Source organism: Actinokineospora sp. NPDC004072 (genome assembly GCF_053604195.1).
Genome location: NZ_JBSGHB010000003.1, coordinates 232,231 through 259,170 on the forward strand (window position 1 = coordinate 232,231; position 26,940 = coordinate 259,170).

General features: G+C 73.1%; 27 protein-coding genes, 2 tRNA genes and 2 CRISPR repeat arrays. Of the genes, 15 read left to right on the plus strand and 14 right to left on the minus strand.

Annotated elements, in window-relative coordinates; genetic code table 11:
- Window position 1: 1 nt before the first annotated feature.
- Window positions 2–298, minus strand: a complete 297-nt coding sequence (locus ACWEPX_RS05905; RefSeq protein ID WP_451895953.1) for a hypothetical protein — start codon at window positions 296–298, stop codon at window positions 2–4.
- Between the two features lie 235 nt (window positions 299–533).
- On the opposite strand from ACWEPX_RS05905, the gene leuA reads away from it, so the two are divergent.
- Window positions 534–2,318, plus strand: coding sequence for a 2-isopropylmalate synthase (gene leuA, locus ACWEPX_RS05910; RefSeq protein WP_451895954.1), 1,785 nt, complete (start codon window positions 534–536; stop codon window positions 2,316–2,318).
- A 58-nt stretch (window positions 2,319–2,376) separates the two neighbouring features.
- Here leuA and ACWEPX_RS05915 read toward each other — a convergent pair whose 3' ends face one another.
- The 8 genes from ACWEPX_RS05915 to ACWEPX_RS05950 all read right to left on the minus strand — a co-directional run bounded on the left by ACWEPX_RS05915 (window position 2,377) and on the right by ACWEPX_RS05950 (window position 9,959).
- Window positions 2,377–3,450, minus strand: a complete 1,074-nt coding sequence (locus ACWEPX_RS05915; RefSeq protein WP_451896173.1) for an ABC transporter ATP-binding protein — start codon at window positions 3,448–3,450, stop codon at window positions 2,377–2,379.
- A 50-nt stretch (window positions 3,451–3,500) separates the two neighbouring features.
- Window positions 3,501–4,493 (minus strand): ABC transporter ATP-binding protein, encoded by a 993-nt coding sequence (locus ACWEPX_RS05920; protein ID WP_451895955.1) that lies wholly within the window; start codon window positions 4,491–4,493, stop codon window positions 3,501–3,503.
- Window positions 4,494–4,498: 5 nt separating this feature from the next.
- A complete protein-coding gene (locus ACWEPX_RS05925; protein WP_451895956.1) occupies window positions 4,499–5,470 on the minus strand; it encodes an ABC transporter permease in 972 nt (323 codons plus the stop codon).
- Window position 5,471: 1 nt separating this feature from the next.
- Window positions 5,472–6,494 carry an ABC transporter permease gene (locus tag ACWEPX_RS05930; RefSeq protein ID WP_451895957.1) on the minus strand — a complete coding sequence of 341 codons (1,023 nt, stop codon included), beginning with the start codon at window positions 6,492–6,494 and terminating at the stop codon, window positions 5,472–5,474.
- A 10-nt stretch (window positions 6,495–6,504) separates the two neighbouring features.
- A complete protein-coding gene (locus ACWEPX_RS05935; RefSeq protein WP_451896174.1) occupies window positions 6,505–8,196 on the minus strand; it encodes an ABC transporter substrate-binding protein in 1,692 nt (563 codons plus the stop codon).
- Window positions 8,197–8,408: 212 nt separating this feature from the next.
- The gene (locus ACWEPX_RS05940) at window positions 8,409–8,960 is read right to left on the minus strand and encodes a uridine kinase family protein (RefSeq protein ID WP_451895958.1); all 552 of its coding nucleotides are present in this window, start codon (window positions 8,958–8,960) and stop codon (window positions 8,409–8,411) included.
- 85 nt (window positions 8,961–9,045) lie between these two features.
- Complete coding sequence (gene recR / locus ACWEPX_RS05945) at window positions 9,046–9,642, minus strand: recombination mediator RecR (protein ID WP_451895959.1); 597 nt, start codon at window positions 9,640–9,642, stop codon at window positions 9,046–9,048.
- 5 nt (window positions 9,643–9,647) lie between these two features.
- Window positions 9,648–9,959, minus strand: a complete 312-nt coding sequence (locus ACWEPX_RS05950; RefSeq protein ID WP_451895960.1) for a YbaB/EbfC family nucleoid-associated protein — start codon at window positions 9,957–9,959, stop codon at window positions 9,648–9,650.
- Window positions 9,960–10,078: 119 nt separating this feature from the next.
- Between ACWEPX_RS05950 and ACWEPX_RS05955 the strand changes: the two genes are divergently transcribed.
- Entirely contained in the window at window positions 10,079–10,918 is an 840-nt protein-coding gene (locus tag ACWEPX_RS05955; protein ID WP_451895961.1) for a hypothetical protein, read from the plus strand.
- A gap of 98 nt (window positions 10,919–11,016) precedes the next feature.
- Here ACWEPX_RS05955 and ACWEPX_RS05960 read toward each other — a convergent pair whose 3' ends face one another.
- Both ACWEPX_RS05960 and ACWEPX_RS05965 read right to left on the minus strand, forming a co-directional pair.
- Window positions 11,017–13,116, minus strand: a complete 2,100-nt coding sequence (locus ACWEPX_RS05960; RefSeq protein WP_451895962.1) for a DNA polymerase III subunit gamma and tau — start codon at window positions 13,114–13,116, stop codon at window positions 11,017–11,019.
- Between the two features lie 39 nt (window positions 13,117–13,155).
- A complete protein-coding gene (locus ACWEPX_RS05965) occupies window positions 13,156–14,373 on the minus strand; it encodes a M20 metallopeptidase family protein (protein ID WP_451895963.1) in 1,218 nt (405 codons plus the stop codon).
- A 46-nt stretch (window positions 14,374–14,419) separates the two neighbouring features.
- On the opposite strand from ACWEPX_RS05965, the gene ACWEPX_RS05970 reads away from it, so the two are divergent.
- The 5 genes from ACWEPX_RS05970 (at window position 14,420) to ACWEPX_RS05990 (ending at window position 17,198) form a co-directional block, all read left to right on the plus strand.
- On the plus strand, window positions 14,420–14,899 hold the full coding sequence (locus ACWEPX_RS05970) for a tRNA adenosine deaminase-associated protein (RefSeq protein ID WP_451895964.1): 480 nt from the start codon (window positions 14,420–14,422) through the stop codon (window positions 14,897–14,899).
- Window positions 14,896–15,345 carry a nucleoside deaminase gene (locus tag ACWEPX_RS05975; RefSeq protein WP_451895965.1) on the plus strand — a complete coding sequence of 150 codons (450 nt, stop codon included), beginning with the start codon at window positions 14,896–14,898 and terminating at the stop codon, window positions 15,343–15,345. The genes ACWEPX_RS05970 and ACWEPX_RS05975 overlap by 4 nt, the downstream gene beginning before the upstream one ends.
- A 66-nt stretch (window positions 15,346–15,411) precedes the next feature.
- Window positions 15,412–15,618 (plus strand): CsbD family protein, encoded by a 207-nt coding sequence (locus ACWEPX_RS05980; RefSeq protein ID WP_451895966.1) that lies wholly within the window; start codon window positions 15,412–15,414, stop codon window positions 15,616–15,618.
- A gap of 45 nt (window positions 15,619–15,663) precedes the next feature.
- A tRNA-Ser gene (locus ACWEPX_RS05985) sits at window positions 15,664–15,751 on the plus strand.
- A 55-nt stretch (window positions 15,752–15,806) separates the two neighbouring features.
- A CRISPR array of direct repeats spans window positions 15,807–16,079; the repeat unit is 28 nt; unit sequence GGACCAGCCCCGCGTGCGCGGGGACGAC.
- 258 nt (window positions 16,080–16,337) lie between these two features.
- Window positions 16,338–17,198, plus strand: a complete 861-nt coding sequence (locus tag ACWEPX_RS05990; protein ID WP_451895967.1) for an HNH endonuclease — start codon at window positions 16,338–16,340, stop codon at window positions 17,196–17,198.
- A gap of 9 nt (window positions 17,199–17,207) precedes the next feature.
- On the opposite strand, the gene ACWEPX_RS05995 is transcribed toward ACWEPX_RS05990, so the two are convergent.
- Entirely contained in the window at window positions 17,208–17,615 is a 408-nt protein-coding gene (locus ACWEPX_RS05995; RefSeq protein WP_451895968.1) for an Rv3235 family protein, read from the minus strand.
- Window positions 17,616–17,791: 176 nt separating this feature from the next.
- Here ACWEPX_RS05995 and ACWEPX_RS06000 point away from each other — a divergent pair, with 176 nt between their 5' ends.
- The 4 genes from ACWEPX_RS06000 (at window position 17,792) to ACWEPX_RS06015 (ending at window position 22,034) form a co-directional block, all read left to right on the plus strand.
- Entirely contained in the window at window positions 17,792–19,207 is a 1,416-nt protein-coding gene (locus ACWEPX_RS06000; RefSeq protein WP_451895969.1) for an aminopeptidase P family protein, read from the plus strand.
- Window positions 19,208–19,260: 53 nt separating this feature from the next.
- Complete coding sequence (locus ACWEPX_RS06005; protein ID WP_451895970.1) at window positions 19,261–19,383, plus strand: hypothetical protein; 123 nt, start codon at window positions 19,261–19,263, stop codon at window positions 19,381–19,383.
- A gap of 100 nt (window positions 19,384–19,483) precedes the next feature.
- Complete coding sequence (locus tag ACWEPX_RS06010) at window positions 19,484–20,623, plus strand: DUF2786 domain-containing protein (protein ID WP_451895971.1); 1,140 nt, start codon at window positions 19,484–19,486, stop codon at window positions 20,621–20,623.
- A 135-nt stretch (window positions 20,624–20,758) separates the two neighbouring features.
- Window positions 20,759–21,701: direct repeats of the CRISPR family, unit length 29 nt; unit sequence GTCGTCCCCGCGCATGCGGGGCTGGTCCC.
- 75 nt (window positions 21,702–21,776) lie between these two features.
- A complete protein-coding gene (locus ACWEPX_RS06015; RefSeq protein ID WP_451895972.1) occupies window positions 21,777–22,034 on the plus strand; it encodes a hypothetical protein in 258 nt (85 codons plus the stop codon).
- 57 nt (window positions 22,035–22,091) lie between these two features.
- Here ACWEPX_RS06015 and ACWEPX_RS06020 read toward each other — a convergent pair.
- Window positions 22,092–22,179: transfer RNA gene (locus tag ACWEPX_RS06020), tRNA-Ser, on the minus strand.
- Window positions 22,180–22,348: 169 nt separating this feature from the next.
- Between ACWEPX_RS06020 and ACWEPX_RS06025 the strand changes: the two genes are divergently transcribed.
- From ACWEPX_RS06025 to ACWEPX_RS06035, 3 genes are all read left to right on the plus strand, one after another.
- The gene (locus tag ACWEPX_RS06025) at window positions 22,349–23,479 is read left to right on the plus strand and encodes a cell wall-binding repeat-containing protein (RefSeq protein ID WP_451895973.1); all 1,131 of its coding nucleotides are present in this window, start codon (window positions 22,349–22,351) and stop codon (window positions 23,477–23,479) included.
- Between the two features lie 129 nt (window positions 23,480–23,608).
- On the plus strand, window positions 23,609–24,889 hold the full coding sequence (locus ACWEPX_RS06030) for a cell wall-binding repeat-containing protein (protein ID WP_451895974.1): 1,281 nt from the start codon (window positions 23,609–23,611) through the stop codon (window positions 24,887–24,889).
- Window positions 24,890–24,998: 109 nt separating this feature from the next.
- Window positions 24,999–26,135 (plus strand): cell wall-binding repeat-containing protein, encoded by a 1,137-nt coding sequence (locus ACWEPX_RS06035; protein WP_451895975.1) that lies wholly within the window; start codon window positions 24,999–25,001, stop codon window positions 26,133–26,135.
- On the opposite strand, the gene ACWEPX_RS06040 is transcribed toward ACWEPX_RS06035, so the two are convergent.
- Entirely contained in the window at window positions 26,125–26,592 is a 468-nt protein-coding gene (locus tag ACWEPX_RS06040) for an SRPBCC family protein (RefSeq protein ID WP_451895976.1), read from the minus strand. The two genes, ACWEPX_RS06035 and ACWEPX_RS06040, sit on opposite strands and share 11 nt — an antisense overlap.
- Before the next feature lie 128 nt (window positions 26,593–26,720).
- Between ACWEPX_RS06040 and ACWEPX_RS06045 the strand changes: the two genes are divergently transcribed.
- Window positions 26,721–26,924 (plus strand): cold-shock protein, encoded by a 204-nt coding sequence (locus ACWEPX_RS06045; protein ID WP_451895977.1) that lies wholly within the window; start codon window positions 26,721–26,723, stop codon window positions 26,922–26,924.
- The last annotated feature ends 16 nt before the right edge of the window (window positions 26,925–26,940 follow it).

The window sequence follows — 26,940 nt, forward strand, 5'->3', positions numbered from 1 at the left end:
ACTAGCGCACCAGCCTGGCGATCAGGCCGGTCACCACGAGCCAGAACACCGCGGCCAGGCCGTAGTTGACGAGGATGTTGAGCTTGTCGTTGTCGATCGGGAACAGCCCCGGGAAGAACAGCGCCAGCGGCTTGGCGATCGACGCCATGAACTGCACGAAGGCGTTGGACGAGTTCGCGCCGAGGATCACGAGCAGGATGTAGACGACCTCGATGAGCGCGAACAGCGCCCCGATACCGGTGATGATGCGGGCCGCGGCACCGCGGTTGCGGTAGGCGGCCCATCGGTGCGTAGCCATGCCGGGAAAGTGCCCCGGACCTGCGAATCCCTAACTGCTCCGATCGGCCCAACCGGTACCGCCGCCCAGGATGTGGACACGGGTTTCCACAATCGCGGTCGACCTGGCTACCCTGGCCGCGTGGCTCGCAGCCTCCTGCTTCGCTGCCGCGACGGGGCCTGATCCAGGCCGGCCCCCCGTCGCGGAGTTCGGCGTTGCCGCCGGTCGCCGTCCCGACCGCACGGGGAGCCCCCTGATGTCCGATTCCTTCACCACCGGGTCCAGCCGCATCCGCACGCCCTCCCGCGAGGTGCCCGCCGACCAACCCGGGTGGAACCGCCAGCGCGGCAGCGCGATGCCGTTCCACCGCTACAAGCCCTTCCACGAGCTGGTCGAGCCGATCGAGCTGGCCGACCGCACCTGGCCGTCCCGGCGCATCGAGCGCGCGCCGCTGTGGTGCGCGGTGGACCTGCGCGACGGCAACCAGGCGCTGATCGACCCCATGTCGCCCGCGCGCAAGCGCCGCATGTTCGACCTGCTGGTGCGCATGGGCTACAAGGAGATCGAGGTCGGCTTCCCGGCGGCCAGCCAGACCGACTTCGACTTCGTCCGCGAGATCATCACCGAGGACGCCATCCCCGAGGACGTGCGCATCCAGGTGCTGACCCAGGCGCGGCCGGAGCTGATCGAGCGCACCTTCGACGCCCTGGAGGGCGCGCACAGCGCGATCGTGCACCTCTACAACTCCACGTCGGTCCTGCAGCGGCGGGTGGTCTTCCGGCAGGACCGCGCGGGCATCAAGAAGATCGCCACCGACGGCGCCGAGACCGTGCTGGCCTTCGCCGAGAAGCACGGCGACATCGACTTCCGCTTCGAGTACTCCCCCGAGTCCTACACCGGCACCGAGCTGTCCTACGCGGTCGAGGTGTGCAACGCGGTGTCGGCGATCTGGAGCGCGTCGGTCGAGCGGCCGGTGATCATCAACCTGCCCGCGACCGTGGAGATGGCCACGCCCAACGTCTACGCCGACTCCATCGAGTGGATGGGCCGCAACCTGGACAACCGCGAGGCCATCATCCTGTCGCTGCACCCGCACAACGACCGCGGGACCGGGGTGGCCGCCGCCGAGCTGGGCTACCAGGCGGGCGCCGACCGCATCGAGGGCTGCCTGTTCGGCAACGGCGAGCGCACCGGCAACGTCGACCTGGTGACGCTGGGCATGAACCTGTTCAGCCAGGGCATCGACCCGCAGATCGACTTCTCCGACATCGACGAGATCCGCCGCACGGTCGAGTACTGCAACCAGCTCCCCGTCGCCGAGCGCCACCCGTGGGGCGGCGACCTGGTGTTCACCGCCTTCTCCGGCAGCCACCAGGACGCGATCAACAAGGGCTTCGACGCCCTGCGCGCCGCGGCCGCCGCGGCCGAGGTGCCGGTGGACGAGTTCCCGTGGGAGGTCCCGTACCTGCCGATCGACCCCAAGGACGTCGGCCGCACCTACGAGGCCGTCATCCGGGTGAACTCCCAGTCGGGCAAGGGCGGCGTGGCCTACGTGATGAAGACCGAGCACCAGCTCGGCCTGCCGCGCCGGCTGCAGATCGAGTTCTCCCAGGTCGTGCAGGCGGTGACCGACAGCGAGGGCGGCGAGGTCACGCCCAAGGAGATGTGGGACATCTTCTCCGGGGAGTACCTCGACCGGGTGTCCCCGCTGCGCCTGCGCCGCAGCCGCGTCGCCGACGACGGCGAGGGCCAGGACGAGCTCATCGCCGTGGTCGAGGTCGAGGGCGAGGCCCACGACGTGGTCGGCACCGGCAACGGCCCGATCGCCGCCTTCGTCGACGGCCTGGCCAGCGTCGGCTACGACGTCCGCGTCCTGGACTACTCCGAGCACGCCATGACCTCCGGCGACGACGCCCGCGCCGCGGCGTACGTGGAGTGCGCCATCGGCAACCAGATCCTCTGGGGCGTGGGCATCGACAGCTCCATCGTCACCGCGTCGCTGCGGGCCGTGGTGTCCGCGGTGAACCGGGCGCACAAGTAGGGACGCGAACGGGCCCACCTGCTCCGCGGAGCAGGTGGGCCCGTTCGGCTCGTGCGCCCTAGTGCCGGTCCATCGCCTCGGTCATCGAGGCCGGGCCGATCAGCGGGACGTCGGGGACGACGTCGGCGTCGGGCGGCTGGAACACCGGCTCGACCTCGTGGCGGGCGATGCGGCCCGCCGCGATGTCCTCGGCCCAGTGGCAGGCCACCCGGTGCCCGGAGCTGATCTCGCGCAGCGCCGGGCGCTCGGTGTCGCAGCGGGTCGGCTGCCGCCACGGGCAGCGGGTGTGGAACCGGCAGCCGCTGGGCGGGTTGGCCGGGGAGGGCAGGTCGCCGGTGAGCAGGATCTGCTCGCGCTGGTCCTCCACCACCGGGTCCGGCACCGGGATCGCCGAGAGCAGGGCCTTGGTGTAGGGGTGCAGCGGCTCGGCGTAGAGGCTGTCGGAGTCGGTCTCCTCCACCAGCGCGCCCAGGTACATCACGCCGATGCGGTCGGAGATGTGCCGGACGACGGCCAGGTCGTGGGCGATCACCAGGTAGGTGAGGCCGAACTCCGCCTGCAGGTCCTCCAGCAGGTTGACCACCTGCGCCTGCACCGAGACGTCCAATGCGGACACCGGCTCGTCGGCCACGATCAGGTCCGGCTCCAGGGCGAGGGCCCTGGCGATCCCGATGCGCTGGCGCTGGCCGCCGGAGAACTCGTGCGGGTACTTGCGCAGCGCGGTCGCGGGCAGGCCGACCGCGGAGAGCAGCTCGCGCAGCCGCCTGGCCGTGCTCTCCTTGCCCTTGTCCAGCCCGTGCGCGCGCATCCCCTCCACCAGCAGCGACTCCACCGACTGGCGAGGGTCCAAACTGGACAGCGGGTCCTGGAAGACCATCTGCATCCGCCTGCGCATCAGCCGCATCTGCTCGCCGCGCAGGGTGGACAGGTCCGTGCCGTCGAAGACGACCTTGCCGCCGGTCGGCTCCACCAGCCGCAGCAGGCCGCGCCCGAGGGTGGTCTTGCCGCAGCCGGATTCCCCGACCAGGCCATAGGTCTCCCCGCGCTTGATCTGCAGGCTCACCCCGTCCACGGCGTAGACGTAGCCGACCGTGCGGTCGAGCACGACACCGCGCCGGATCGGGAAGTGCATCTTCAGATCCTCGACGGTGACCAGGGCGTCGCCCTGGTTCGCCAGCTCGCTCACGCCGTCACCTCCGCCCCGACCGGGGGCTTGACCGGGTTGTGGCAGCGCAGCATCCCGCCGCGGTCGTCGACCAGCTCCGGGCTGACCTGCACGCACCGCTCCAGCGCGTTCGGGCAGCGCGGGGCGAAGGCGCAGGCGTGGCTCCACGGGATGTTGTCGGCCACCGAGCCGCGGATGGGCACCAGCTTCTCCCCGCGCGGCGCGTCCAGCCGCGGGATCGAGGCCAGCAGGCCCGCGGTGTAGGGGTGGCGCGGTTCGGCGAAGAGCGCGTGCCGCTTCGCCCGCTCGACGATCTTGCCGCCGTACATCACGTTCACCTCGTCGCACAGCCCCGCCACGACGCCCAGGTCGTGGGTGATCATGATGAGCGCGGTGTCGGTGCCGGAGACCAGCTCGGCGAGCAGGTTGAGGATCTGCGCCTGGATCGTCACGTCCAGCGCGGTGGTCGGCTCGTCGGCGATGAGCAGCCGCGGGCGGCAGGCCAGCGCGATCGCGATCAGCGCCCGCTGCCGCATCCCGCCGGACAGCTGGTGCGGGTACTCCTCGATGCGCCGCTTCGGGTCGGGGATGCCGACCCGGTTGAGCAGCTCGGCGCTCTCGGCCATCGCCTCCTTGCGGGAGCGGCCGCGGTGGCGCTGGAGCACCTCGGCGACCTGCAGCCCGACCGGGATGACCGGGTTGAGCGAGGACAGCGGGTCCTGGAAGACCATGCCCAGGTCGCGGCCGCGCCGCTCGTCCATCTCCTTCTGCGAGAGCCCGAGCAGCTCGGTGCCCTCGAACTTCACCGACCCGGTCACCTCGTTGCCGCGCCGGGGCAGCAGGCCCATGATCGCCAGCGAGGTGACCGACTTGCCGCAGCCGGACTCGCCCACCAGGCCCACGGTCTGGCCGGGGTGGACGTCGAAGCTGATCCCGTCGACCGCGGCCGTGGGCTCCTCCCCCTTGCGGCGGAAGGAGACGGCCAGGTCGCGCACTTCCAGCAGCGCCATCCCCATCACCGCCGCTGCCGCGGGTCGAGCGCCTCGCGCATCGACTCCCCGACCAGGGTGAAGCCCAGCGCGACGACGACGATGCAGGCCGCAGGCAGGATCGCCAGGTGCGGCTGGCTGTCGAAGTAGTCCTGGGCGTTGCCGAGCATCTGTCCCCATTCCGGAGTCGCGTCGTCTGCGGCGCCGAGGCCCAGGAAGGACAGGGCCGCCGCGTCGAGGATGGCGATCGCCAGCACCAGCGTGGACTGCACGATCACCGGGCCGAGCGAGTTGGGCAGGATGTGCCGGAACACGATGGCCCGCCGCTTGACGCCCAGCGCGCGGGCGGCCAGCACGTGGTCGCTCTCCCGCACGCCGAGCATGGTCCCCCGCAGCAGCCGCGCGAAGATCGGGATCTGCACGATGGCCACCGCGAGGATCACGGTGAACTGGGTCTGCTGGGAGAACAGCGCGCCGATGGACACCGCGAGCAGCAGCGACGGGATGGAGAGCATCACGTCCACCACGCGCATCACGAGCGTGTCCACCCAGCCGCCGAACGCGCCTGCCAGCGTGCCCAGCACCAGGCCGCCGCCCAGGCCGATCACCGTGGCCAGCAGCGCGACCATCAGGGTCTGCTGGGAGCCGAGCAGCATCCGGGAGTACAGGTCGCGCCCGTACTGGTCCCCGCCCATCGGGTGGCCCGGCTGGGCTGGCGGGATCTCGTTGCGGGCGCGGGAGACCTGGTCCTCCAGCAGCCGCAGGCCCGGGTCGTGCGGGGCCAGCAGCGGGGCCAGGATCGCCAGCAGCAGGAACAGCCCGATCACCACGGCGCCCACGATGAACACCGGGTTGCGCCGGAGCCTGCGCCACGCGGACGCCGCCAGGCTCAGGCCGCTGTCCGGCGGGACGCCGTCGGGGTCGCCGCCGTCGGCCGGGCCGGGCCGCACGGCCGCCGCGGCGAGCTTGTCGATCTTCGTCGCGCGGGTCGACGCCATGTCAGCTCCCCTTCTGCGCCGTGCGGATGCGCGGATCGATCACCGCGTACGACAGGTCGACCAGCAGGTTGACCAGCACGTAGGCCATGGCGGCCGCGATGATCACCACCTGGAGCACCGGGAAGTCCTTGCGCTCGAACCCGATGGCCAGCGCCTGCCCCACGCCCTGCCAGGCGAAGACGGTCTCGGTGAGCACCGCGCCTGACAGCAGCGCTCCGGTCTGCAGGCCGACGGTGGTCACCACCGGCAGCATCGCGTTGCGCAGGATGTGCCGGTCGCGGATCACCCGCCCCGCCAGGCCCTTGGAGCGGGCCGTGCGCACGTAGTCCTCGTCCATCACGTCCAGCACCGAGGCCCGGGTGATCCGGAAGATCACCGCGAACGGGATCGACGCCAGCGCCAGCGCGGGCAGGAACAGGTGCCGCAGCGCGTCGAGCGCGGCGTCCCACTCCCGGGTGAGCAGGCCGTCGAGGACGAAGAACCCGGTCACCCGCGTGGCGTCGATGGTGGCCGACTGCCTGCCGCCGGTGGGCAGCAGCCCGAGCTTGATCGACAGCACGTACTTGAGCAGGAAGGCCAGGAAGAAGATCGGGATCGAGATGCCGATCATCGAGCCCACCACGCCCGCGTTGTCCAGCCAGCCGCCGCGGCGGCGGGCCGCGATGTAGCCGAGCGGGATGGCGGTGACCAGCGCGATGATGATCGCCGCGATGCTCAGCTCGATGGTGGCCGGGAAGCGCTCCAGGAACAGGTCCAGGGCGGGCTTGCCCGGCGAGACGCCGGTGGAGGTGCCGAAGTCCCCGGTCAGCGCGCGGCCGACGAAGCGCAGGTACTGCACGAAGATCGGGTCGTCGAGGCCGAGTGCCGCGGTCAGCTCGGCGCGGGTCTCCGCGGTGCCCCGGTCCCCCAGGAGGGCCGAGACCGGCCCTCCTGGGAGCGAGCGCAACCAGGCGAAGATCAGCACCGACAGCACCCAGACCACGAGCACCAGCTGCAGCACCCGTCGAACGGTGTAGCGGAGCACTGCTCGCCGATCAGCTCGTGACGCTGACCGCGCCGAACTCCTCCTGGGTCAGCGGGCTGGGCACCAGCCCCTGGACCTTGGAGGAGACCACGATCGCGGGCGGGGAGTGCGAGATCGGGATGGCGGGCAGGTACTCGGCCATCAGCTTGCGGTTGATCTCCTGGTACTTGGCCTCGCGCTGGGCCTCGTCGACGGTCGCGTCGGCGTCGTCGATGGCGGTGGCGAGGTCCTTGGCCCACGGCGAGCCCGCGGTCCAGAACTGGTTCTCGGTGGTGCCGAAGAACGTGCCGATGAAGTTGTCCGGGGAGTTGTAGTCACCGGTCCAGCCCAGCAGGAACAGCTGGGCGCGGGCGACCTCGACGTCGTCGACGTAGCCACCGGCCCACGGCTTGCTGATCGGCTTGACGGTGATGCCCGCCTCCTGGAGGTCCTCCTGGATGGCGCCGAAGATGCTCTGCGGGTTCGGCATGTACGGGCGGGTGACCTGGGTCGGCCACCAGAACTCCACGGTCAGGTTCTCGTAGCCCGCCTCGGCCAGCAGCTGCTTGGCCTTCGCCGGGTCGTGCGGGTACTGCATCACGTCGTCGGCGTAGCCGACCACGGTCGACGGGTAGAACTCCTTGGCCACCTCGGCGCCCTCGGGGAGCACGGACTTGACCAGCGTCTCCCGGTCGATGGCGTAGGCCAGCGCCTGGCGGACCTTGAGGTTCTTCAGCGCCTCGTTGTTCTTCTGGGTGATGCCCAGGTAGAGGACGTTGAACGGGTCGCGGATCATCAGGTTGTAGCCGCCCTCCTTGAGGGAGGCCCAGTCCGCGGGCGAGGGCAGGTCGTAGCCGTCGATGTCGCCTGCTTCGAGAGCCTGCTTGCGCGCGGTCTCGTCGGGGATGATCCGGAAGATCAGCTTGTCGAGCTTGGCCTTGTCGCCCCAGTAGGCGTCGTTGCGGGCCAGCTCGATGGTGCCGTTGGCCTCGTCGTAGGAGACGAACTTGAACGGCCCGGTGCCCGTCGGGTGCTTGAGGGCGTACTCGGAGAAGATGAAGCTGTCGCCCTGGGCCTTGACGTCGTTGGCCTTGTGCTTGTCCATCGCCGTCGGGCTCTGGATGGCGAAGGCCGACTGGGACAGCATCGTCGGGAACCGCGCGGTGAAGCGGGTCAGGCCCAGCTCGACGGTGGCCTCGTCCTTGGCCGTGCAGGACTTGTAGAGCGAGGGGTTCTTGCCGTCGCTGAAGCCGCCGAAGTTCTCGATCCAGTAGTAGGACAGCGCCGCGGTGGCGCCCGCCCCGGTCTGGTTGAACCAGCGCTCGAAGTTCTTGCAGACGGCGTCGGCGTTGAACGGCGTGCCGTCGTGGAAGGTCACGCCGCTGCGCAGCTTGAACGTCCAGGTCAGGCCGTCGGGGGTGGACGACCACTCGGTCGCCAGCTCCGGCTCCAGGTCGGCGGTGCCGGGGGTGATCCCGACCAGGCCCTCGTACAGCTGCCGGGTGACCCGGAACGTCTCGCCGTCGGAGGCGTAGAACGGGTCGAAGTTCGACGGCGCGCCCGCGGCGCCGAAGACCAGCGTGCCGCCGGTCTTGCCCTCGCCGCCACCGCCCGCGTCAGGACCGCGCTCGGACTCGGCACAGGCGGACAACGAGACCGCGACCGCGCCCGCAAGCCCGATCAGGGCTATGCGGCGTGGTCGGGTCACCCGCGTTTGGAGCATCATGCCACCCCTTGAGACTTGTCGGTCCGCGGCCGTGTTGCGAGCGCGCGGCTATCCGGCGTGTGGTGGGGACCATAGCCGCTTATTACGGTCCGGCTTCACTACCGCAGGTCACGATCCGGCCAAGTGACATCCACAGAATTAGCTCAATGTGGTGATTCATGAGCGCAACGTCACAATTTCGGCGTGCGCGTCCGGTAATCGGACGAAGATCATCCGCAGACCGGCCGGTGGGTGGCCCGGTCGGCGGTGCGGTCCACCGCGTACCAGCCGTTCTCGAACCGCTGCCACGCCGTCAACTCCGCCCGTGCGCTCTCGCCGTCGCGGGCGACCGCGCGGGCCAGCCGCTCGGCCGGGTCGGGGACCTCGATCCACACCAGCGCGGACAACGCGGGGGTTATGGCCCGCCTGCCCGCGGAGACCCCTTCGAGGACGAGGATGTCGGGCACGTCGACGTCGACCCAGGCGCCCGGGTGGGGGCGCCCGCCGGTCCACTCGGTGCGCCGGTAGCGGCCGGGGCCGCCCGCGGCCAGCGGGGCCAGGACGCCGCCGACCAGCCGGGGCCACCAGGCGACGGGGTCGTCCCAGGTGGCGAAGTCGTCGGTGCGCACGACGCGGACCCGGCCGGGCAGCGCGTCGGCGAGCCGGTCGGCCCAGGTGGACTTGCCCGAGCCCGACGGGCCGTCGACGGCGACCAGCCGGACCCGGCCGAGCCGGGGCGGCGCGGCCAGGACGTCCCGGGCGATCCCAGCGGGGGTGACCACCGCTTTCAGCGCGTCCGGGCGGCCATCACCTGGGTGGCCATCACCTGGGTGGCCATCACCTGGGCGGCCATCACATGGGCGGCCATCACATGGTGCGGCGGCCGGACAGCGCCCGGCCCAGGGTCAGCTCGTCGGCGAACTCCAGGTCGCCGCCCATCGGCAGGCCGGAGGCGAGCCGGGTGACGGTGAGGCCGGGGAAGTCGCGCAGCATGCGGACCAGGTAGGTGGCGGTGGCCTCGCCCTCGGTGTTGGGGTCCATCGCCAGGATCACCTCGGTGATCTCCGCGCCGCCGATGCGGGCCAGCAGCTGGCGGATGCGCAGCTGGTCGGGGCCGATGCCGGAGAGCGGGTCCAGCGCGCCGCCGAGGACGTGGTAGCGGCCCTTGAACTCGCGGGTGCGCTCCACGGCCAGCACGTCCTTGGGCTCCTCGACCACGCACACCACCGTCGGGTCGCGGCGCGGGTCGCGGCAGATGCGGCAGGTCTGCTCGGCGGAGACGTTGCCGCAGACGTCGCAGAACACGACGCCCTCCTTGACCTTCTGCAGGGCCTCCTGCAGCCGGGTCACGTCGGCGGGCTCGGCGGCCAGCAGGTGGAAGGCGATGCGCTGGGCGCTCTTCGGGCCGACCCCGGGCAGCCGCCCCAGCTCGTCGATCAGGTCCTGGACCGGTCCCTCGTACACGCCGGCTACATCCCGGGCAGGCCGAACCCGCCGCCCAGCCCGCCCGCGAGCGGGCCCATCGTCTGCTCGGCCAGCTTCTGGGCGTTGGCGCCCGCGTCGCGGACCGCCGCGACCACGAGGTCGGCCAGCGTCTCCACGTCGTCGGGGTCGACGGCCTCGGGGTCGATCACCAGGGCCTTCAGCTCGCCGGAGCCGGAGACGGTCGCCTTGACCAGCCCGCCGCCCGCGGAGCCCTCGACCTCGGCGTCGGCGAGCTCCTGCTGGGCGGCGATGAGCTGCTCCTGCACCTTCTGCGCCTGCTCAAGGATCGCCTGCATGTCGGGTGTGCCGCCACCAGGGAACACTGCGACCCCCTCCAGGTCGTGGAAGCTGTACGCCACCCAGCTTAGACGGGCCATCCGAGCCGGGTGCGGGCCGCTGTGACAGGGTGGAGATCATGTCCGGGAACCGGGTGCTCGACGCCGCCGACCTCCTCCTGATCGGCACGGACGCGGGCCTGTTCGAACTCGACGCGGCGGGCGCGGCCACGCCGCTGGCCGCGGGGCCGGGACCGGCCCGCTACCTGCCCGGCACCCGCGACGTCGTCTACCAGGACGGCCCCGCCCTGATGCTGCGCGAGCGCGGCCGCACCCGGCAGCTCGTGCGCGCCGAGCACGCGGCCGAGCTGCTCGACGTGCTGCCCGGCCGGGTCGTCTACCGCGCCAACCCCCGCCACCGCCTCCTGTGGGACGTGATGATCCGCAACGTCCTCGTCGGCGAGGCCCACGCGGTCTACACCCGCGGCGGCGACGTCCGCGCGGCCGCGGTCAGCCCCAACAGCCGCCACATCGCCCTGCGCCTGCCCCGCAAGCTCGTCCTGGTCGACACGATGCCGGTCACCGAGGACGACCACGTCCGCCTGATCTGCCCCGAACCGGCCGAGGGCGGCCACCGCGACCTCACCTGGCTCCCCGACTCCACCCGCCTCATCGCCACCGCCGACGGCGAGGTCTCCCGCTACGACGTCGAACGCGAGACCTGGGAGCCCCTCGTCACGGGCATCTCCCCCACCGCCACCTGCACCGCCGCCCCCGACGGCCGCCGCCTGGCCATCCTCGACTCCGGCCGGGTCAGCTTTCACCACGCAGGCACCGGCGACCTCCTCCGCGCCGTCGACCTCCCGGCCCACGGCACCCCGGTCTGGACCCCCGACTCCACCGCGATCGCCCTCGCCACCGACGACGGCGTGGCAACGGTCGTAGCCCAAACCGCCGCGGTGCACCGCATTCCACTGTGATCACGACGGCGGCCCTCGCGTGGGGACTGTCCTAACGGGACCATCCTGGCGAGCCGGAAGACCAAGCCGCGCAAGGGTTCCTGCCTGCGGGGCGCGGATCAGTTGACCGGCTTGGCGCCCAGCTTCTCGGCGAGGAGTTGGAGCATGGCCGCTTCCGGGTCCTGGCGGGGGTCGCCGTCGGCGGGTGGGGTGGGGGTGCGGGCGGCCTCGGCGAGGAGTTCTTCCTCGTCCTCGGGTTCCGGGGGTGGGGGTTCCGGCTCCGGCGGGGGCTCCGGGGGCAGGTCGGAGACCGGGGTGTAGCGGCGCTGGGGCGGTTCGGCGCTGGGGCGCTGCGGGGCCGGGGCGGGCTGGCGGGCCGGGGTGGCGGCCGGGGGGGCGCCTGCGGCGGCGTGGATGCAGCGGACCTGCCAGGAGCCGCCGACGACGGCGGTGATCGCCTTGGCGATGGCCTCGGCGTTGCGGGGCTCGGACAGGCGCACGGCCAGCGGCTGGGCCGGGTGGCCGATGACGACGGTGTTGCCCTCCACCGAGTGCACCGCGGCGGGCAGCAGCATCGCGTGGGTGCTGCGGCTGGTGGCGGTCGTGCGAACGGCGGCGAGGACCTCCGGCCAGATCCGGCGGAACGCGGCGGCGTCCATCGTGCCGGGGGCGGTCGGGTCCACCTGGGCGGGCTGGGCTGCGGGGTCGCCTGCGTTGCTGCCCGCGGGCTCGGCGGGGCGGCCTGCGGCGGGCTGGCCCGGGGCGGGGCGCAGGGATTCGGCGGGGCGCGGGGCCTCGGCGCGGGTCTGCTCGGCAGGCCGCGGGGGCGCTTCGGCGGCGCGGCCGGAGGGGCGGGTGAACTGCTGGCGGGCGGCCTGCCGCTCGGGACCGGGCTCGGCGCCGCGGACCGGGCCGGGCTCGGCTGCCCTGGTCGGGGCAGGCTCGGCGGAGCGGGTCGGTTCGGCGGTGCGGGTCGGTTCGGCGGTGCGCCGGGCGGGTTCGGCGGGGCGGGTGGGGGCCGGGCCGGAGTGGGCTGCGGGCTGGCCTGCGGCGACGCGGGTCTCCAGCTGCTCGAGGCGCTGGAGGACGGCCGCGTCGGCGACGGCGTCCGTGGGGACGGCGCCGGGCAGGAGCATGCGGGCGCACAGCAGCTCCAGCAGGAGCCGGGGCGCGGTCGCGCCGCGCATGTCGACCAGGCCCGCGTGGACGATCTCGGCGTAGCGGGTCAGGGCGGCCGGGCCGAGGCGCTCGGCCTGGCCCGCCATCTTCTCCAGTTGGTCGGCAGGCGCGCTGACCAGGCCGCGGGCCGGGGCGTCGCGGACGGCGCGCAGCAGGACCAGGTCGCGCAGGCGGTCGAGCAGGTCGGCGGCGAAGCGGCGGGGGTCGTGGCCCGCCTCGACCAGCGCGTCCACCGTGCCGTACACCGCCGCCGCGTCGCCAGCGGCCAGGGCGTCGACCATGTCATCGATCAGGGCGACGTCGGTGACGCCGAGCAGGGAGACGGCGCGCTCGTAGGTCACGCCCTCCGGGCCAGCGCCCGCCAGCAGCTGGTCCAGCACCGACTGGGTGTCCCGGGCCGAGCCGCCGCCCGCGCGGATGACCAGCGGGAACACCGCGGGCTCCACGACCGCGCCCTCGGCGGCGCAGTTGCGCTCCAGCAGCTCGCGCATCGCGCCGGGCGGGATCAGCCGGAACGGGTAGTGGTGGGTGCGCGACCGGATGGTCGGCAGCACCTTCTCCGGCTCGGTGGTGGCGAAGATGAAGACCAGGTGCTCCGGCGGCTCCTCCACGATCTTCAGCAGGGCGTTGAAGCCCTGCGTGGTGACCATGTGCGCCTCGTCGACGATGAACACCCGGTAGCGGGACTGGGCCGGGGCGTAGAAGGCGCGGTCGCGCAGCTCGCGGGCGTCGTCGACGCCGCCGTGGCTGGCCGCGTCCAGCTCGACGACGTCGACGTTGCCCGGGCCGTTGGGGGCCAGCGAGACGCAGGAGTCGCAGGTGCCGCAGGGCTCGTCGGTGGGCCCCTGCTCGCAGTTCAGCGAGCGGGCGAGGATGCGGGCGCTGGAGGTCTTGCCGCAGCCGCGCGGACCGGAGAACAGGTAGGCGTGGTTGACCCGCCCGGCGGCCAGCGCCGTGCGCAGCGGGACGGTGACGTGTTCCTGCCCGACGACCTCGGCGAAGGTCGCCGGCCGGTACTTGCGGTAGAGGGCGAGCGCCACGGCGACGACCCTACCCGGGCCCACCGACGCCCCCGCCGGCTACCGCAGCGCGTCGAGGGCGAACGCCGCGTACGCCGCGACCCCGTTCGGCATCGCCGCCTCGTCGAACACCACCCGGTTGGAGTGGTTGGGCTGGGCGTCGGCGACGCTGGTCTCCGGCGGGCAGCCGCCGAGGAAGGCCATCGCCCCGGGCACGCGCTCCAGCACGTAGGACCAGTCCTCCGCGCCCATGATCGGGTCGGGCATCCGCGAGGAGTTCTTCGGGCCGAGCACCGCGGCGGCCAGGTCGAGGACGCGGTCGGCGACGCCGTCGTCGTTGACCGTCACCGGGTAGCCCGGCTCGAAGTCGAACGACACCGTGCAGCTGTGGGCGGCGGCGATGTGCTCGCAGACCTTCGGGATCTCGTCCAGCATGATCTTGCGCGTCTGCTCGGACAGGGTGCGCAGGGTGCCCTTGAGCTGGGCGGTCTCCGGGATGATGTTGGTCGTGGTGCCCGCCACGATGCTGGCGATGGTGAGCACCGCGGGCTCGAACACGCTGATCCGCCGGGTCACGACGGTCTGCAGCGCGCCGACGATCGCCGCGGCCGCGGGCACCGGGTCGCAGGCGTCCGACGGCATCGATGCGTGGCCGCCGCGGCCGGTGACGGTGATCGTGAACATGTTGGCGCTGGCCATCAGCGGGCCGCGGCGGCAGCGCAGCACGCCGGACTCCTCCTTGGCCGTGATGTGCAGCGCGAGCGCCTTCTCCACCGGCGCGTCCGCGGCGTCGAGCACGCCTTCGTCGAGCATGTGCTTGGCGCCGTGGTAGCCCTCCTCGCCGGGCTGGAACATGAACACGACCTGCCCGGCCAGCTCCGACCGGCGCTCGTGCAGCAGCCGCGCGGCCGAGGCCAGCATCGCGGTGTGGGTGTCGTGCCCGCAGGCGTGCATCGAGCCGTCCACTTCGGAGGCGAACGGCAGCCCGGTGTCCTCCTGCAGCGGGAGCGCGTCCATGTCCCCGCGCAGCAGCACGGCGGGCCCCGGCCTGCCGCCGTCGAGCACGGCGACGACCGAGCCGAGCGACTCGCCGGTGGTGATCTTCAGGTCGAGGCCGTCGAGGGCGTCGAGGACGGCCTGTTGGGTGCGGGGCAGGGCCAGGCCCTGCTCGGGGTGGCGGTGCAGCAGCCTGCGCAGGGCCACGGTGCGCGGCTGCAGGGCGTGGGCGGCTTCGCGCAGGCCGGTGAACCTGGGATCATCCGTCAGCGGTGTGGTCATTCCCCGATACTGGCACCGAATCCCCGGGCGGAATACCGTGTGCCTCATGGCCGAGCAGGTGTCGGGGTTCGGGGTGGCCGTCATCCGCGAGGAGGGGCGGTGGCGCTGCGCGGCGATGGACGACGCCGCCCTGCGCTCGCTGGACGCGGCGATCACCGAACTGCGCAGCATCCGGTCCACCGGCGCGGTGTTCGGGCTGCTCGCGGTGGACGACGAGTTCTTCATCGTGCTGCGGCCGAGCCCGGGCGGGGTGGCCCTGCTGCTCTCCGACGCCGCGGCCGCGCTGGACTACGACATCGCCGCCGACACGCTGGACCTGCTGCGCGTCGAGCCGCCCGACGACGTCGACGACGTGTGGCCGGAGGGGTCGCTGGACCTGCTGGCCGACCTGGGGCTGCCCGCCGCCGAGCTGCAGGTCATCGTGGACGAGGTCGACCTCTACCCGGACGAGCAGCTGCAGATGGTCGCCCAGCGGCTCGGCTTCGCCGACGAGTTCGCCAAGCACCTCGACACCATCCTGCAGTGAAGTCCGCCGAGCTGGTCCGCCTGGCCATCGACGCTGCCAGGAAGGCCGAGCTGACCGGCGACGTCCCGATCGGCGCGGTGGTGGTCGACGCGGACGGCCGGGTGCTGGCCTCGGCGTGCAACGCCCGCGAGGCCACCGGCGACCCGACCGCCCACGCCGAGATCCTGGCCCTGCGCGCCGCCGCCGCCGTCCACGGCGACGGGTGGCGGCTGACCGGCTGCACCCTGGCGGTGACGGTCGAGCCGTGCACGATGTGCGCAGGCGCGCTGGTCATGGCCCGGGTGGCGCGCGTGGTGTTCGGCGCGTGGGAGCCGAAGACGGGCGCGGTCTGCTCGCTGTGGGACGTCGTGCGCGACCGCAGGCTGACCCACCGCCCCGAGGTCGAGGGCGGCGTCCTGGCCGAGGAGTGCGCGGCGCTGCTGATGGACTTCTTCGATGTGATGTGAATCACAATCAGGTGGTCTTGGGCCATTTGGTGGACACCCCCTACCCGAGGGAAGGGAGTGTTTCGCATGAGCATGTTCGACAAGGCCAAGGACAAGGCCGAGCAGCTGGTGGGGCAGGCCAAGGAGAAGCTGGGCCAGGCCACCGACAACCACGACCTGGAGACCTCCGGCAAGGCCGACCAGACCAAGGGCGAGGCCAAGGAAGCAGGCCACGACCTGCGCGACCGCGCCGCTGGCGCCGTCCAGGACATGAAGGACCGCTTCAAGCGCTAGGCCCCGCCATCGGCCCGCACCCCACCGTTCGGTACCCTCATCGGCGGTGGCGTGTCCGAGCGGCCGAAGGAGCGCGCCTCGAAAGCGCGTGACGGGCAACCCCCGTCCGTGGGTTCAAATCCCACCGCCACCGCTCTGCAAGCCGAGAACGCCGGTTGCCTTCCCCAGGCAACCGGCGTTCTTCGTTAGGACCAACCCCGCGCGCGCGGGGACGACGTCGTGCCAGCCTGCTCGCCCTTTATGCCTTGGGGACCAGCCCCGCGTGCGCGGGGACGACTGGCCCGGTCACCCATCCAGCGGCTTGACTCGAGGACCAGCCCCGCGTGCGCGGGGACGACGCCGCACCTGCGGCGGCTGGCATCTCACCAAACGGACCAGCCCCGCGTGCGCGGGGACGACCTTCGACTACGGCGACGTCCCCTGCGCCACCGGGGGACCAGCCCCGCGTGCGCGGGGACGACACTTCCTGACCTGCGACTCTACCGCTGGACTCCGCGTTTCTCATTCACTTTCGCCGCCGCGGGACGACTTGGACAGCCGGAGCCGCGCCAGCGCTGCAAGGGTGTTGGGGTCTCAGCTCGGGCCGTCACCGGCCACCGCGTGCGGACGCCGGTCGCCTGGAAACGGGTGATCGGGGTTCTCGCGTTCCGCTTGTGATAGGTAGAGCCGATGGTGCGCTCATTACCGACGCAGTCCTGGCGGCCGCCAGCGACCGGCGCGTGCGCGGTGGTGGCTACGACGACGCGCCCTCGTCCCACTACAGCTGGGACAGCACCGTCCCCAACAGCCAAGGACCCCAGCCCGGCGACGGCGTGGTCCTCTGGGACGGCAAGGCCCTCATCGGCACGTCGATCATCGACGCGATTCACCAAGGCCGCACCGACAAGGCGATCAACAAGTGCCCGGAGTGCGGGAAGGGCCGCATCAAGCTGCGCCGGAAAGAACAGCCGCGGTTCCGCTGCGACCCGTGCGGCGCCAAATTCGACCATCCCGCGACCCGCGTCGAAGCGGTGACGACCTACCGGGCGCAGTACCAGGCCGGGTGGATGGAGCTCGCCGGGCGGCTTAGCGGGGATGAGCTGCGGGTGCTGAGCGATCGGCCGAAGTCGCAGCACAGCATCAGGAGGATTGATCTCGCGCGGTTCTGGGCGGCGCTCGGCCACCCGCGGGCCACGCCCTTCGAGGCCGCGCTCGGACGCTGGGTCGACGGGCACACGACCCGCATCGCGCGGGTGCGGCTCGGGCAGGCCGAGTTTCGGCGGTCCTTGATCGACCGCTTCGGCAACATGTGCGCCTTCACCGGACCCGGGCCGCTGGAGGCCCTGCAAGCGGCCCACCTGTACTCCTACGCCAAGAGCGGCAAGCACGACCCGCACGGCGGCTGGCTCATGCGCAGCGACCTGCACGACCTGTTCGACGTCGGCCACATCGCCGTCGACCCCACGCGGCTCGTCATCAACGTCAGCCCGGACGTGCGGGCCTACCCCGCCTACGGCGCCCTCCACGACCAGTCGATCAAGGTCGCGGTCGAGCCGCGGCATCGGGACTGGCTGGCGCTGCACTGGTCGCGGAACCGGTAGTGGCATCCGTCACCCGCCGATCACGTGCAGGGCCGTGAACTGCCACGTGCGGCCGGTGTGCTCCAGGCGGGCGGCGAGGGCCTTGGCGCGGCGGCCTGCGATCAGCGTGGCCGCGATCTCGACCGTCGTGGGGTCGAGTTGGCAGGTGTGGACGGAGCGGAGTCGGAGGGTCGGGGGTTGGCGGGGGAGGACGCGCAGGGCGGTTTGGGTCGGGTAGGTCAGGTGCGGGGCCAGCTGGTTGGGGCTGCGGCGGCCCGCCATGGCCTCGACCAGGGCGGTGAGCAGGCGGGTCAGGTGGCGGTGGCCGGGGAGGCTGGTGGGCGGCAGCGGGGTGGGGGCGCTGGTGCGGGGGTGGCGGGCGCGCGCGGGCGGGCTGGGCAGCGGGCGAGGCTCGTACGTGGGCAGCGCGGTCGGCATCGGGTCCTCCCTGGACGGTTCGGTCGGTCAGGAAGGGGCGCGAGCCGGGCGCCGGAGGCGCGAAGTCATCCGGGTTGGTCAACTTCGGGCAAACCCGAGCGGGACCGCGCCCAGTGGGGTAAGGGCGCGGGGCGGCCACCTACGCTGGGGGGCATCCGACCAGGTGAGGAGTGGGCATGAGCGACCGCCCGGCTCGACGGGATCCGTCGAATTTGGTGGCAGCGCAGGGTTTCCGGGACTTCGTGCGGGACGACTGGGGCCCTGCTGATCGGGGTGTGCGGGCGGTCGAGGGAGCCGCGGCGGCTGCGGCGGCGCACCGGGAGCGGCTGTCGCAGGCGTTCCCCGGGAAGCGGATCGCCGTGGCGGCGGGCCGGGCTCCGGTGCGGTCCAACGACACCGACTACCTGTTCCGGGCCGACAGCGACTTCGCGTGGCTGACCGGTTGCTACGCCGAGGGCGCGATCCTCGTCATGCACCCGGTCGGCGACGGCCACGACGCCGTGCTGCACCTGCGCGAGCCCGCCGGGCCGGACGAGCCCGACTTCTTCGCCAACGCCCGCGACGGCGAGCTGTGGATCGGGGCGGCGCCCGGCTTGGCCGAGTGGTCGGCCGCGCTCGGCCTGGTCTGCCTGCCGCTGGAGGGCCTGGCCCGGTCGCTGCGCGGCAGGCTGCCCGGGGTGCTGGCCGCCAAGGGCGTCGACCCGCTGCTCGACGCCCACGTCGACGCGCACAGCCCCGAGCTGCGCACCACCCTGGCCGAGCTGCGCCGGATCAAGGACGACTGGGAGATCGGCCAGCTCAAGGCCGCCGTCGACGCCACCGTGCTCGGCTTCGCCGACGTCGCCCGCGAGCTGGACACCGCGGTGCGCGGCGGCGGCGAGCGGTGGTTGCAGGGCACCTTCGACCGGCGCGCCCGCACCGCGGGCAACGGCCCCGGCTACGCCTCCATCGTCGCCGCGGGCCCGCACGCCCCCGTGCTGCACTGGACGCGCTGCGACGGCCCGGTCCCCGAGGACGGCCTGCTGCTGCTGGACGCGGGCGTCGAGCTGGACACCCTCTACACCGCCGATGTCACCCGCACCTTCCCGGTCGGCGGCGAGTTCTCCCCCGCCCAGCGCCAGGTGTACGACCTGGTGCACGACGCGCACGTCAAGGCGATGGCCGAGGTCCGCCCCGGCGCCGACTACCGGGCCTTCCACCACACCGCCATGCGCGTGCTCGCCGAGGGCCTGCACGACTGGGGCCTGCTCCCGGCGTCGGTGGAGAAGGCGCTGGACCCCGACGGGCAGCACCACCGCCGCTACATCGTCTGCGGCGTCGGCCACTACCTGGGTCTGGACGTGCACGACTGCGCCGCGTCGCGCGCGGAGGCCTACCACGAGGGCAAGCTGGAGCCGGGCATGGCGCTGACGGTCGAGCCGGGCCTGTACTTCCACCCCAACGACCTGACCGTGCCGCCGGAGCTGCGCGGCATCGGCGTGCGCATCGAGGACGACCTGGTGGTCACCGCGGACGGCCACGAGGTGATCTCCGCCGCACTCCCGATCACGGCTGGGGGAATCGAGGGGTGGGTGCGGGAGCACCGGCGGTAGCCTCCCCGCTGATCGGGCTCGGGGGAGCCCGCTGGAGTGTGTGGAGGAAGAACGTGTCCGACGACGACCGCCCGGGCAAGCACCGCGCCCCCGAGGGCGCCGAGGTGCACCCGCTGATCGACCTGTCCCGCGACCCGAACCCGGGCACGCCGGACCACGCGGCCGAAGAGGACTAGCAGCGGTCCACCCGCCCGCCGTCCCCCGATCGGGGGGCGGCGGGCGGTGTCGTTCGAACAGGTGGTCGATAGTGTCGGCCCGAAGCGGCATGATGGCCGCATGCGAACACATGATCGAGTCTCGGCGGCCGTGGTCGCCGCCCGGCTCATCGGGTCCGCCCAGGTCAGGGCCCGCGGCGGGGCGGCAGGTGTGCGCGAGCTCGCCGACCTCGGCCCGGCCGTCGTCGGCGCGGCCGCGGCCGCCGCGCTGACCAAGTCCCTGGCCGAGCTGTGGGAGCGCGGCTGGACGCCAGCCGACGTCGCCGCCGCCGTCCCGCGCCACCTCGCCGACCTCGCGCTGGACGCGGTCGCCGCCGACACCGCCCGGCACCCGGCCGCCCACCTGCACCCGCGCTGGGCCGCGGAGTCGCGCGCGGCGGCCACCGTGTGGTGGCGCCGCGGCGAACCGCACCTGCCCCAGTGGGCCGAGCGCGCGGGCCTCCCCCTGGCCGACGCGCTGGACCGGCTGGTCGACGTGCTCGCCGAGTTCGCGGGCCTGCCCGCGCTGCCCGCCCTGCTGCCCCCGCCCGGCCAGCCCGGCGCCGTCGCCGACGGCGGGGTCGACGCGCGCGTGCTGGCCCGGGTGAAGGCGCTGCTGGCCAAGGCCGAGTCCACGGCCTTCCCGCAGGAGGCCGAGGCCCTCTCGGCCAAGGCCCAGGAGCTGATGGCCCGGCACGCCTTCGCCGAAGCCGCCACCGACCCCCGCCCGCAGCGCGCCGCCGCGGGCCGCATCTGGCTGACCCGGCCGTACGTGACGGCGAAGGCCCAACTGGTCGACGCCGTGGCGGAGGCCAACCGCTGCCGCTCGGTGTTCTACCCGCGGCTCGGCTGCGTGGTGCTGGTCGGCCACGAGACCGACCTGGAGATCGTCGCGGTCCTCTCGGAGTCCCTGGGCATCCAGGCCACCCGAGCCCTCTCCGCCGCCCCCGGCCGCACCCGCGCCTACCGCAACGCCTTCCTATCCGGCTACGCCCACCGAATCCGAACCCGACTGGACCTCGCCACCGCGACGGTGACCGACGCCCGCGCCCTACCTGTGCTGGCCCGGCGCCGGGAGGTCGTCGAGGACACCTTCGCCAGCCTGTTCCCGGGGGTCCGCACCCGCCGCAGCACCGTGTCCAGCCCGTCGGGGTGGGGTGCGGGCCAAGCGGCAGCCGACCACGCGGACCTCCTTCCCGTTCGTCCGCGGGTGGCGGGGTAGCGGGGACGCCGGGGAGGTGACCGGTGGTTCATGGCGGGAAGATGTGGGACGGCTCAAGCCAGCTCGCGGCTGTGCTGAGTTGGGGAAGTGAATGAGAATGGCGGGCTGTGGCGGTAACGCTGCAGGTCAGGCAGTGTCGTCCCCGCGCATGCGGGGCTGGTCCCGAGCCACCGCGCGGGCGGCGGCCCGTCCCCGAGTCGTCCCCGCGCATGCGGGGCTGGTCCCTCGTCGTCCCGGGCGGTGACGAACTCGTGCCGGTCGTCCCCGCGCATGCGGGGCTGGTCCCGGTGATGGAACGGTCCTGGTCGCTTCCGTCACGTCGTCCCCGCGCATGCGGGGCTGGTCCCCCGGCCGGGCGCACCGGCCGCACCGGCCGCAAGTCGTCCCCGCGCATGCGGGGCTGGTCCCAGCACGTCCATGCCGCCCGCCCCATTCTCGTCGTCGTCCCCGCGCATGCGGGGCTGGTCCCGCGGGCGCCGCACGCTTGGCGGCGATTCGAGTCGTCCCCGCGCATGCGGGGCTGGTCCCGCCTCCGCGCGCCCGTACGCCACCGGCTCGACGTCGTCCCCCGCGCATGCGGGGCTGGTCCCTGGTCGAGCAGCCCGGCGGCGTCGCCGGTGCCGTCGTCCCCGCGCATGCGGGGCTGGTCCCGCGACCGCCAGCGTCACCGCGCCGAGGGTGGCGTCGTCCCCGCGCATGCGGGGCTGGTCCCCCGGTCAGCGCCCCGAGGTCCACCCATCCGCCGTCGTCCCCGCGCATGCGGGGCTGGTCCGGTGACGGCGGGGCTGCGGGCGATCAGCCCGTCGTCGTCCCCGCGCATGCGGGGCTGGTCCCGAGGTGGTGGGACGGTGTCTGTCATCCGGCACGTCGTCCCCGCGCATGCGGGGCTGGTCCGGACGTGCCGATTGTCGATGTGCAGGTGACCGGGTCGTCCCCGCGCATGCGGGGCTGGTCCCCCGCCCGTCACGACGCCACCGCCGCAGCCTTGGTCGTCCCCGCGCATGCGGGGCTGGTCCCACCTCGGCGTCCTCGTCGAACACCTTCGCCGGGTCGTCCCCGCGCATGCGGGGCTGGTCCGCTTGCAGCCGTGGTGGCACTCGCGCACCAGCCCGTGGGCGACCGAGGGGTCGTGCAGGTGTCGCGCGGTGATCCCGTGGACGAGTGCGATCGCTGCTACGCCATGCGGATCCGCATGTGGGGGTTCCGGCCGCACGCCGAGTTCGAGGTCGTGCCCCACTCGTCCGACTGGGACAGCCCGTTCAACTCGGGAGCCACCCTCACCATCGATGCCGACGGGACGGAGGAGTTCGACCGGTTCGTGCTCGGGCCGCACGACCACGTCGTGTGGGTTGTCGTGACCATCGACGGCCGGGAGGTGGAGTCGAACCGCTATCGGTGGCCCGTGCACTGAGTCCAGGAACGCGGGAGCGCCGGTCACCGTGATCTGGTGACCGGCGCTCCCGGTGCGCGGAGGATGCGGGATTTGAACCCGCGAGGGGCTATCAACCCCAACACGATTTCCAATCGTGCGCACTAGGCCACTATGCGAATCCTCCGCGGGAGAGGGTACCGGACGGGGGGTGGGGTGCTCGAAACGGGTGGGTGGGCGCCGGTGGCCTGGCGGAGCCGGGCGGCGGCGGTGCAGACTGTCGCTGCCTCGGGCGCGAGCAGGCGGGGGCGGTGGGAGCGCCCGTGAAACGACCTGGGAGAGGGAAGTCCGTGCACGTGAGCGCCAGGCGTCGATCCGTTGCCGCGCTGGTGGCGCTGGCCGCCGCGCTGCTGCCCGGCCACGCCGCCGCGGAGCCGCCCGACGCGACCCACCAGTGCCGCACGAGTTCGAGCGCGAACGGCGTCGACCTCCACCGGTACGCCGGGGCCAACCGGTACGAGACCGCGGCGTGCGTCGCCTACTGGACGTGGGATCGGCACGACGACACCGCGGTCGACGCCGAGCGCGCAGGCGCCGTGGTGCTGGCCCGCGGTGACGCCTTCCCGGACGCGCTCGCAGGCGGGCCGCTCGCCGGGCACGTCAACGGGCCGCTCCTGCTCACCAGCCCGACCGCGCTGCTGCCGGTGACGCGGGCCGCGCTCACCCGGGTGCTGGCCCCCGGCGGGACGGTCTACCTGCTCGGCGGCACCGGGTCGCTGTCGGCCGGGGTGGAGGCGGCGGTGAGCGCGGCCGGGTACACCGTCAAGCGGCTCGCGGGGGCCAACCGGTTCGAGACGGCGATCCGCATCGCGCGGGAGATGCCGACGACGAACCAGTTCTTCGTCACCACCGGCATGGACTTCCCCGACGCGCTCGCCGCTGGCACCTACGCGGCGTGGCACACCGCCCGGGCGGCGGGCAAGCCGTTCGCGCTGGTGTTCACCCAGGACGCGCGGATGCCCGCCAGCACGCGCGACTTCATCGCCACCCGCCAGCGCGAGCACGGCGGCAGCCTGCTGCTCTACACCGCGGGCGGCGCGGCCGACCGGGCGACGGCGGGCGCGTTCGGCGCGGGGCAGGTGCGCCCGTTCGTCGGGGCCAACCGGTTCGAGACCGCGGCCATGATCGCCGAGTCGCTCTACACCGACGGCAGCGGCGCGCTGACCGGCACCGGGGTCGGCCTGGCCAACGGGCTGTCCTTCCCGGACGCGCTGGCGGGCACCGGGATGCTGATGCGCACCGGGCGGCCGCTGCTGCTGACCGCGGCGGGCTCGCTGGCCCCGCAGACCCGGGTGTTCCTGCGCAGCCACCGCGGCGAGGTCAGCACCCCGGCGGAGGACCCGCGGGCGCACCTCGACGTGTTCGGCGGTCCCGGGGTGGTCGCCGAGGCCACCGCCCAGGACGCGCTGGTTTCCTTTTCGCCCTGATCCGCTGTCCGATTTGTCAAAGCCGCTGGCATCAGGGGATCAGGTCTTGCAGACTGTCCCCGGCTTCGGGAACGAGCAGCCGGGGGCTGCTCGACGCCGCCTGTGAATCAACCCTGGGGAAAGGATCCCGTGCACATCTCCCTCACCCGACGCTCGCGCGCGCTCGCGCTCGGCGTCGCCACCCTGACCGGAGCGCTGGTGTTCAGCGGCCTGGCCACCGGCACGGCGGCCGCCGAGCAGGCGCCGCTGCGGGCCGAGCACCTCAGCAAGGCCGAGGTCACCGGGAACATGGCCTACGCGCGCGAGCTGAGCGCCAAGCGCGCCGCCCTGCGCGCGGGCACGCGGACCGCCGCGGCCGCCGCCGCGCCGTGCTGGACGCGGTTCGAAGGCGCGGGCGTCACGATGACGCGCGTCTCCGGCGCGAACCGCTACGGCACCGCGATCTGCTCGTCGCAGTACGCCTGGTGGGACCACAACGACCCGGACCCGGAGGCGCCCAAGGCCAACGCGGTCGTGCTGGCCCGCGGCGACGCCTTCCCGGACGCCCTCGCGGGCGGTCCGCTGGCCGGGTACGTCAACGGCCCGCTGCTGCTGAACAACCCGTTCACCCTGCTGCCCGAGGTGCGCGCGGAGATCCAGCGCGTGCTCGCCCCCGGCGGCACCGTGTACCTGCTGGGCGGCACCGGCTCGCTGTCGAACGGCGTGCAGTCGGCCATCACCTCGCTGGGCTACAAGACCGTGCGCCTCGGCGGCGCGAACCGCTTCGAGACCGCCATCCGCATCGCCCGCGAGATCCGCTCGACGAACCTGTTCTTCGTCACCACCGGCATGAACTTCCCCGACGCGCTGGCGGCGGGCGGCTTCGCGGCGAACTACACCCAGAGCGTCACGCACGGCCCGAACCCGAGCAAGCCGATCGTGCTGCTGTTCACCAACGACACCCGGATGCCGACCAGCACCCGCGACTTCATCGTCGAGCGGGCCAACCAGTTCCCCGACGGCTCCGGCACGCCGACCGTCGGCCTGCTGACGGCGGGCGGCGCGGCCAACACCGCCACCCGGGCCGTCTTCGGCGACATCGTCGACCCCTACGTCGGCAGCAACCGGTTCGAAACCGCGGCCCTGATCGCCGAGGCCTGGTACACCGACAACGAGGGCAAGCTGATCGGCGCGGGCGTCGGCCTGGCCAACGGGATGAACTTCCCCGACGCCCTGGCGGGCACCAGCATGCTGATGAACTACGCCCAGCCGCTGCTGCTGGCCCGCACCACGGTGCTCGACGCCCCGACCAAGTCGTTCCTGACCGCGCACGCGGGCGACGTGACGCCCACGGCGTACCTCGACGTGCTCGGCGGCACGGGCGTGGTGTCCAACTCGGTCGCGAACGCGGCCATGCTCGCGTTCTCCTGACCGGCGCGACCGCTTGACCCGCCGGGCGAGTCGATGGCGACTCGCCCGGCGGTTCCGCTTTCCGGGGGTCGTCCCCGGGCCACGAACCCCTGAGAGGAACGAACCAACCATGCACAGCCGACGGTTCCGCGGGCTCGCCGCGAGCGCCACGGCCGCCGCCGCCGTCCTCGCGGCCGTGTGCGGGCCGGTGGGCGCCGCGAGCGCCGCGGTCGACGAGAGCTGCCGGGTCGCGGGCAAGGGCGGTGACGTCGTCGCGCTGCGCTACGCGGGCGCGAACCGGTACGCCACGGCCATCTGCGTCTCGCTGAGCACGTGGTCCCCCGCTGGCGCGGACGAGAAGGACGAGTTCCGGGCCAACGCCGTGGTCCTGGCCCGCGGCGACGACTTCCCGGACGCGCTGGCGGGCGGGCCGCTGGCGGGCCACCTCGGCGCGCCGCTGCTGCTGACCTCGCCGACGGCGCTGCTGCCGGACGTGCAGGCGGAGATGAAGCGCGTGCTCGCCCCCGGCGGCACCGTGTACCTGCTCGGCGGCACCGGCTCGCTGTCGGCCGGGGTGGAGAGCACCGCCAGGTCGATGGGCTACACCACCAAGCGCCTGGCGGGGGCGAACCGGTTCGAGACCGCCGTGCGCATCGCCCAGGAGCTGCCGAAGACCAGCAAGTTCTTCGTCACCACCGGGATGGGCTTCCCCGACGCGCTGGCCGCGGGCACGTTCGCGGCCACGGTCAACCGCGGCGGCGCGGAGACCTGGGCGCTGGTGTTCACCAACAACACCACCATGCCCGCGGCGACGGCGGCGTTCGTCCGGCAGCGCCGCACCGAGCTCGGCGGCGGGGAGCTGGCGACCGCGGGCGGGGCCGCCGACACCGCGGCCGCGCGGGCCTTCGGCGCGGCGAACCTCACGGCCCGCTACGTCGGCCGCAACCGCTTCGCCACGGCCGCAGCGATCGCCGCGGAGTACGTCGTGGACGGTCAGCTGATCGGCGAGGGCGTCGGCCTGGCCGACGGGATGAACTTCCCCGACGCGCTGGCGGGCACCCCCACCCTCGCGGTGTACGGCGAGCCGCTGCTGCTGACCCAGGCGGGCGCCCTGCCCGCCGAGACCCGCGCGTTCCTGCGGAGCACCGCGGGCCGCGTGCCCGGCATGGACGGCGACCCGGCCACCGCCGTGATCGACGTGCTCGGCGGCGTCGGGGCGGTCAGCAACCCGGTGCGCGACGCGGCCGTGGCGGCGTTCACGCCCTGAGCTCGGCGTGGGCCTTCACCGCGGCCAGGGTGTGCTCGATGGACCCGGCGTTGAAGCCGGGGCGGTCGGTGCGGCCGGTGACGCGGGGGCCCATGACGCGGCGGATGAACCAGTTGCCGACGCGGAACCAGTGCTCGGTGAGCACGCAGCCGTCCGGGGTCGGGGTGATCTCGTAGGACCAGCGGGACACCCGGACCCCGAACGGGGTGCGCACGTCGAAGGTGAAGCGGCGCGGCGGGTCGCACTCGACGACCCGGACGCGGGTCCACCACTCGCGTGATCCGTTGCGGTTGGTGCCGCGGAAGCGGGCGCCGACGGCGGGGCCGCCGGGGTCGAGCCAGCGGCCACCTGCGTTCTCCGGGCTGAAGCGGCCCATCCCCGGCAGGTCGGTGACCAGGGCCCACACGGCGGCGGCGTCGGCGGCCACGGCGGTGCTGCGCGAGATCGTCGGCTCCACCCCGCCACGGTGGCGGGGCGCATCATCCCAGGGCAACTCCGGCGGCTGAATCCGGCACGGCGGGAGAACCGGTGCCAGAGTGTTCCCATAGTGTTGGCGGCGTCACTGCCGAAGCGAAGGAAGAGAACGTGGCAACTGGAACGGTCAAGTGGTTCAACGCGGAAAAGGGCTTCGGCTTCATCCAGCAGGACGACGGCCCGGATGTGTTCGCGCACTTCTCCGCCATTGAGGCGACCGGGTACCGCAGCTTGGAGGAGAACCAGCGCGTGGAGTTCGACGTCGTGCAGGGCCCGAAGGGCCCGCAGGCCGACAAGATCCGCGTCATCGGCTGACGCGCATCACGTTGCG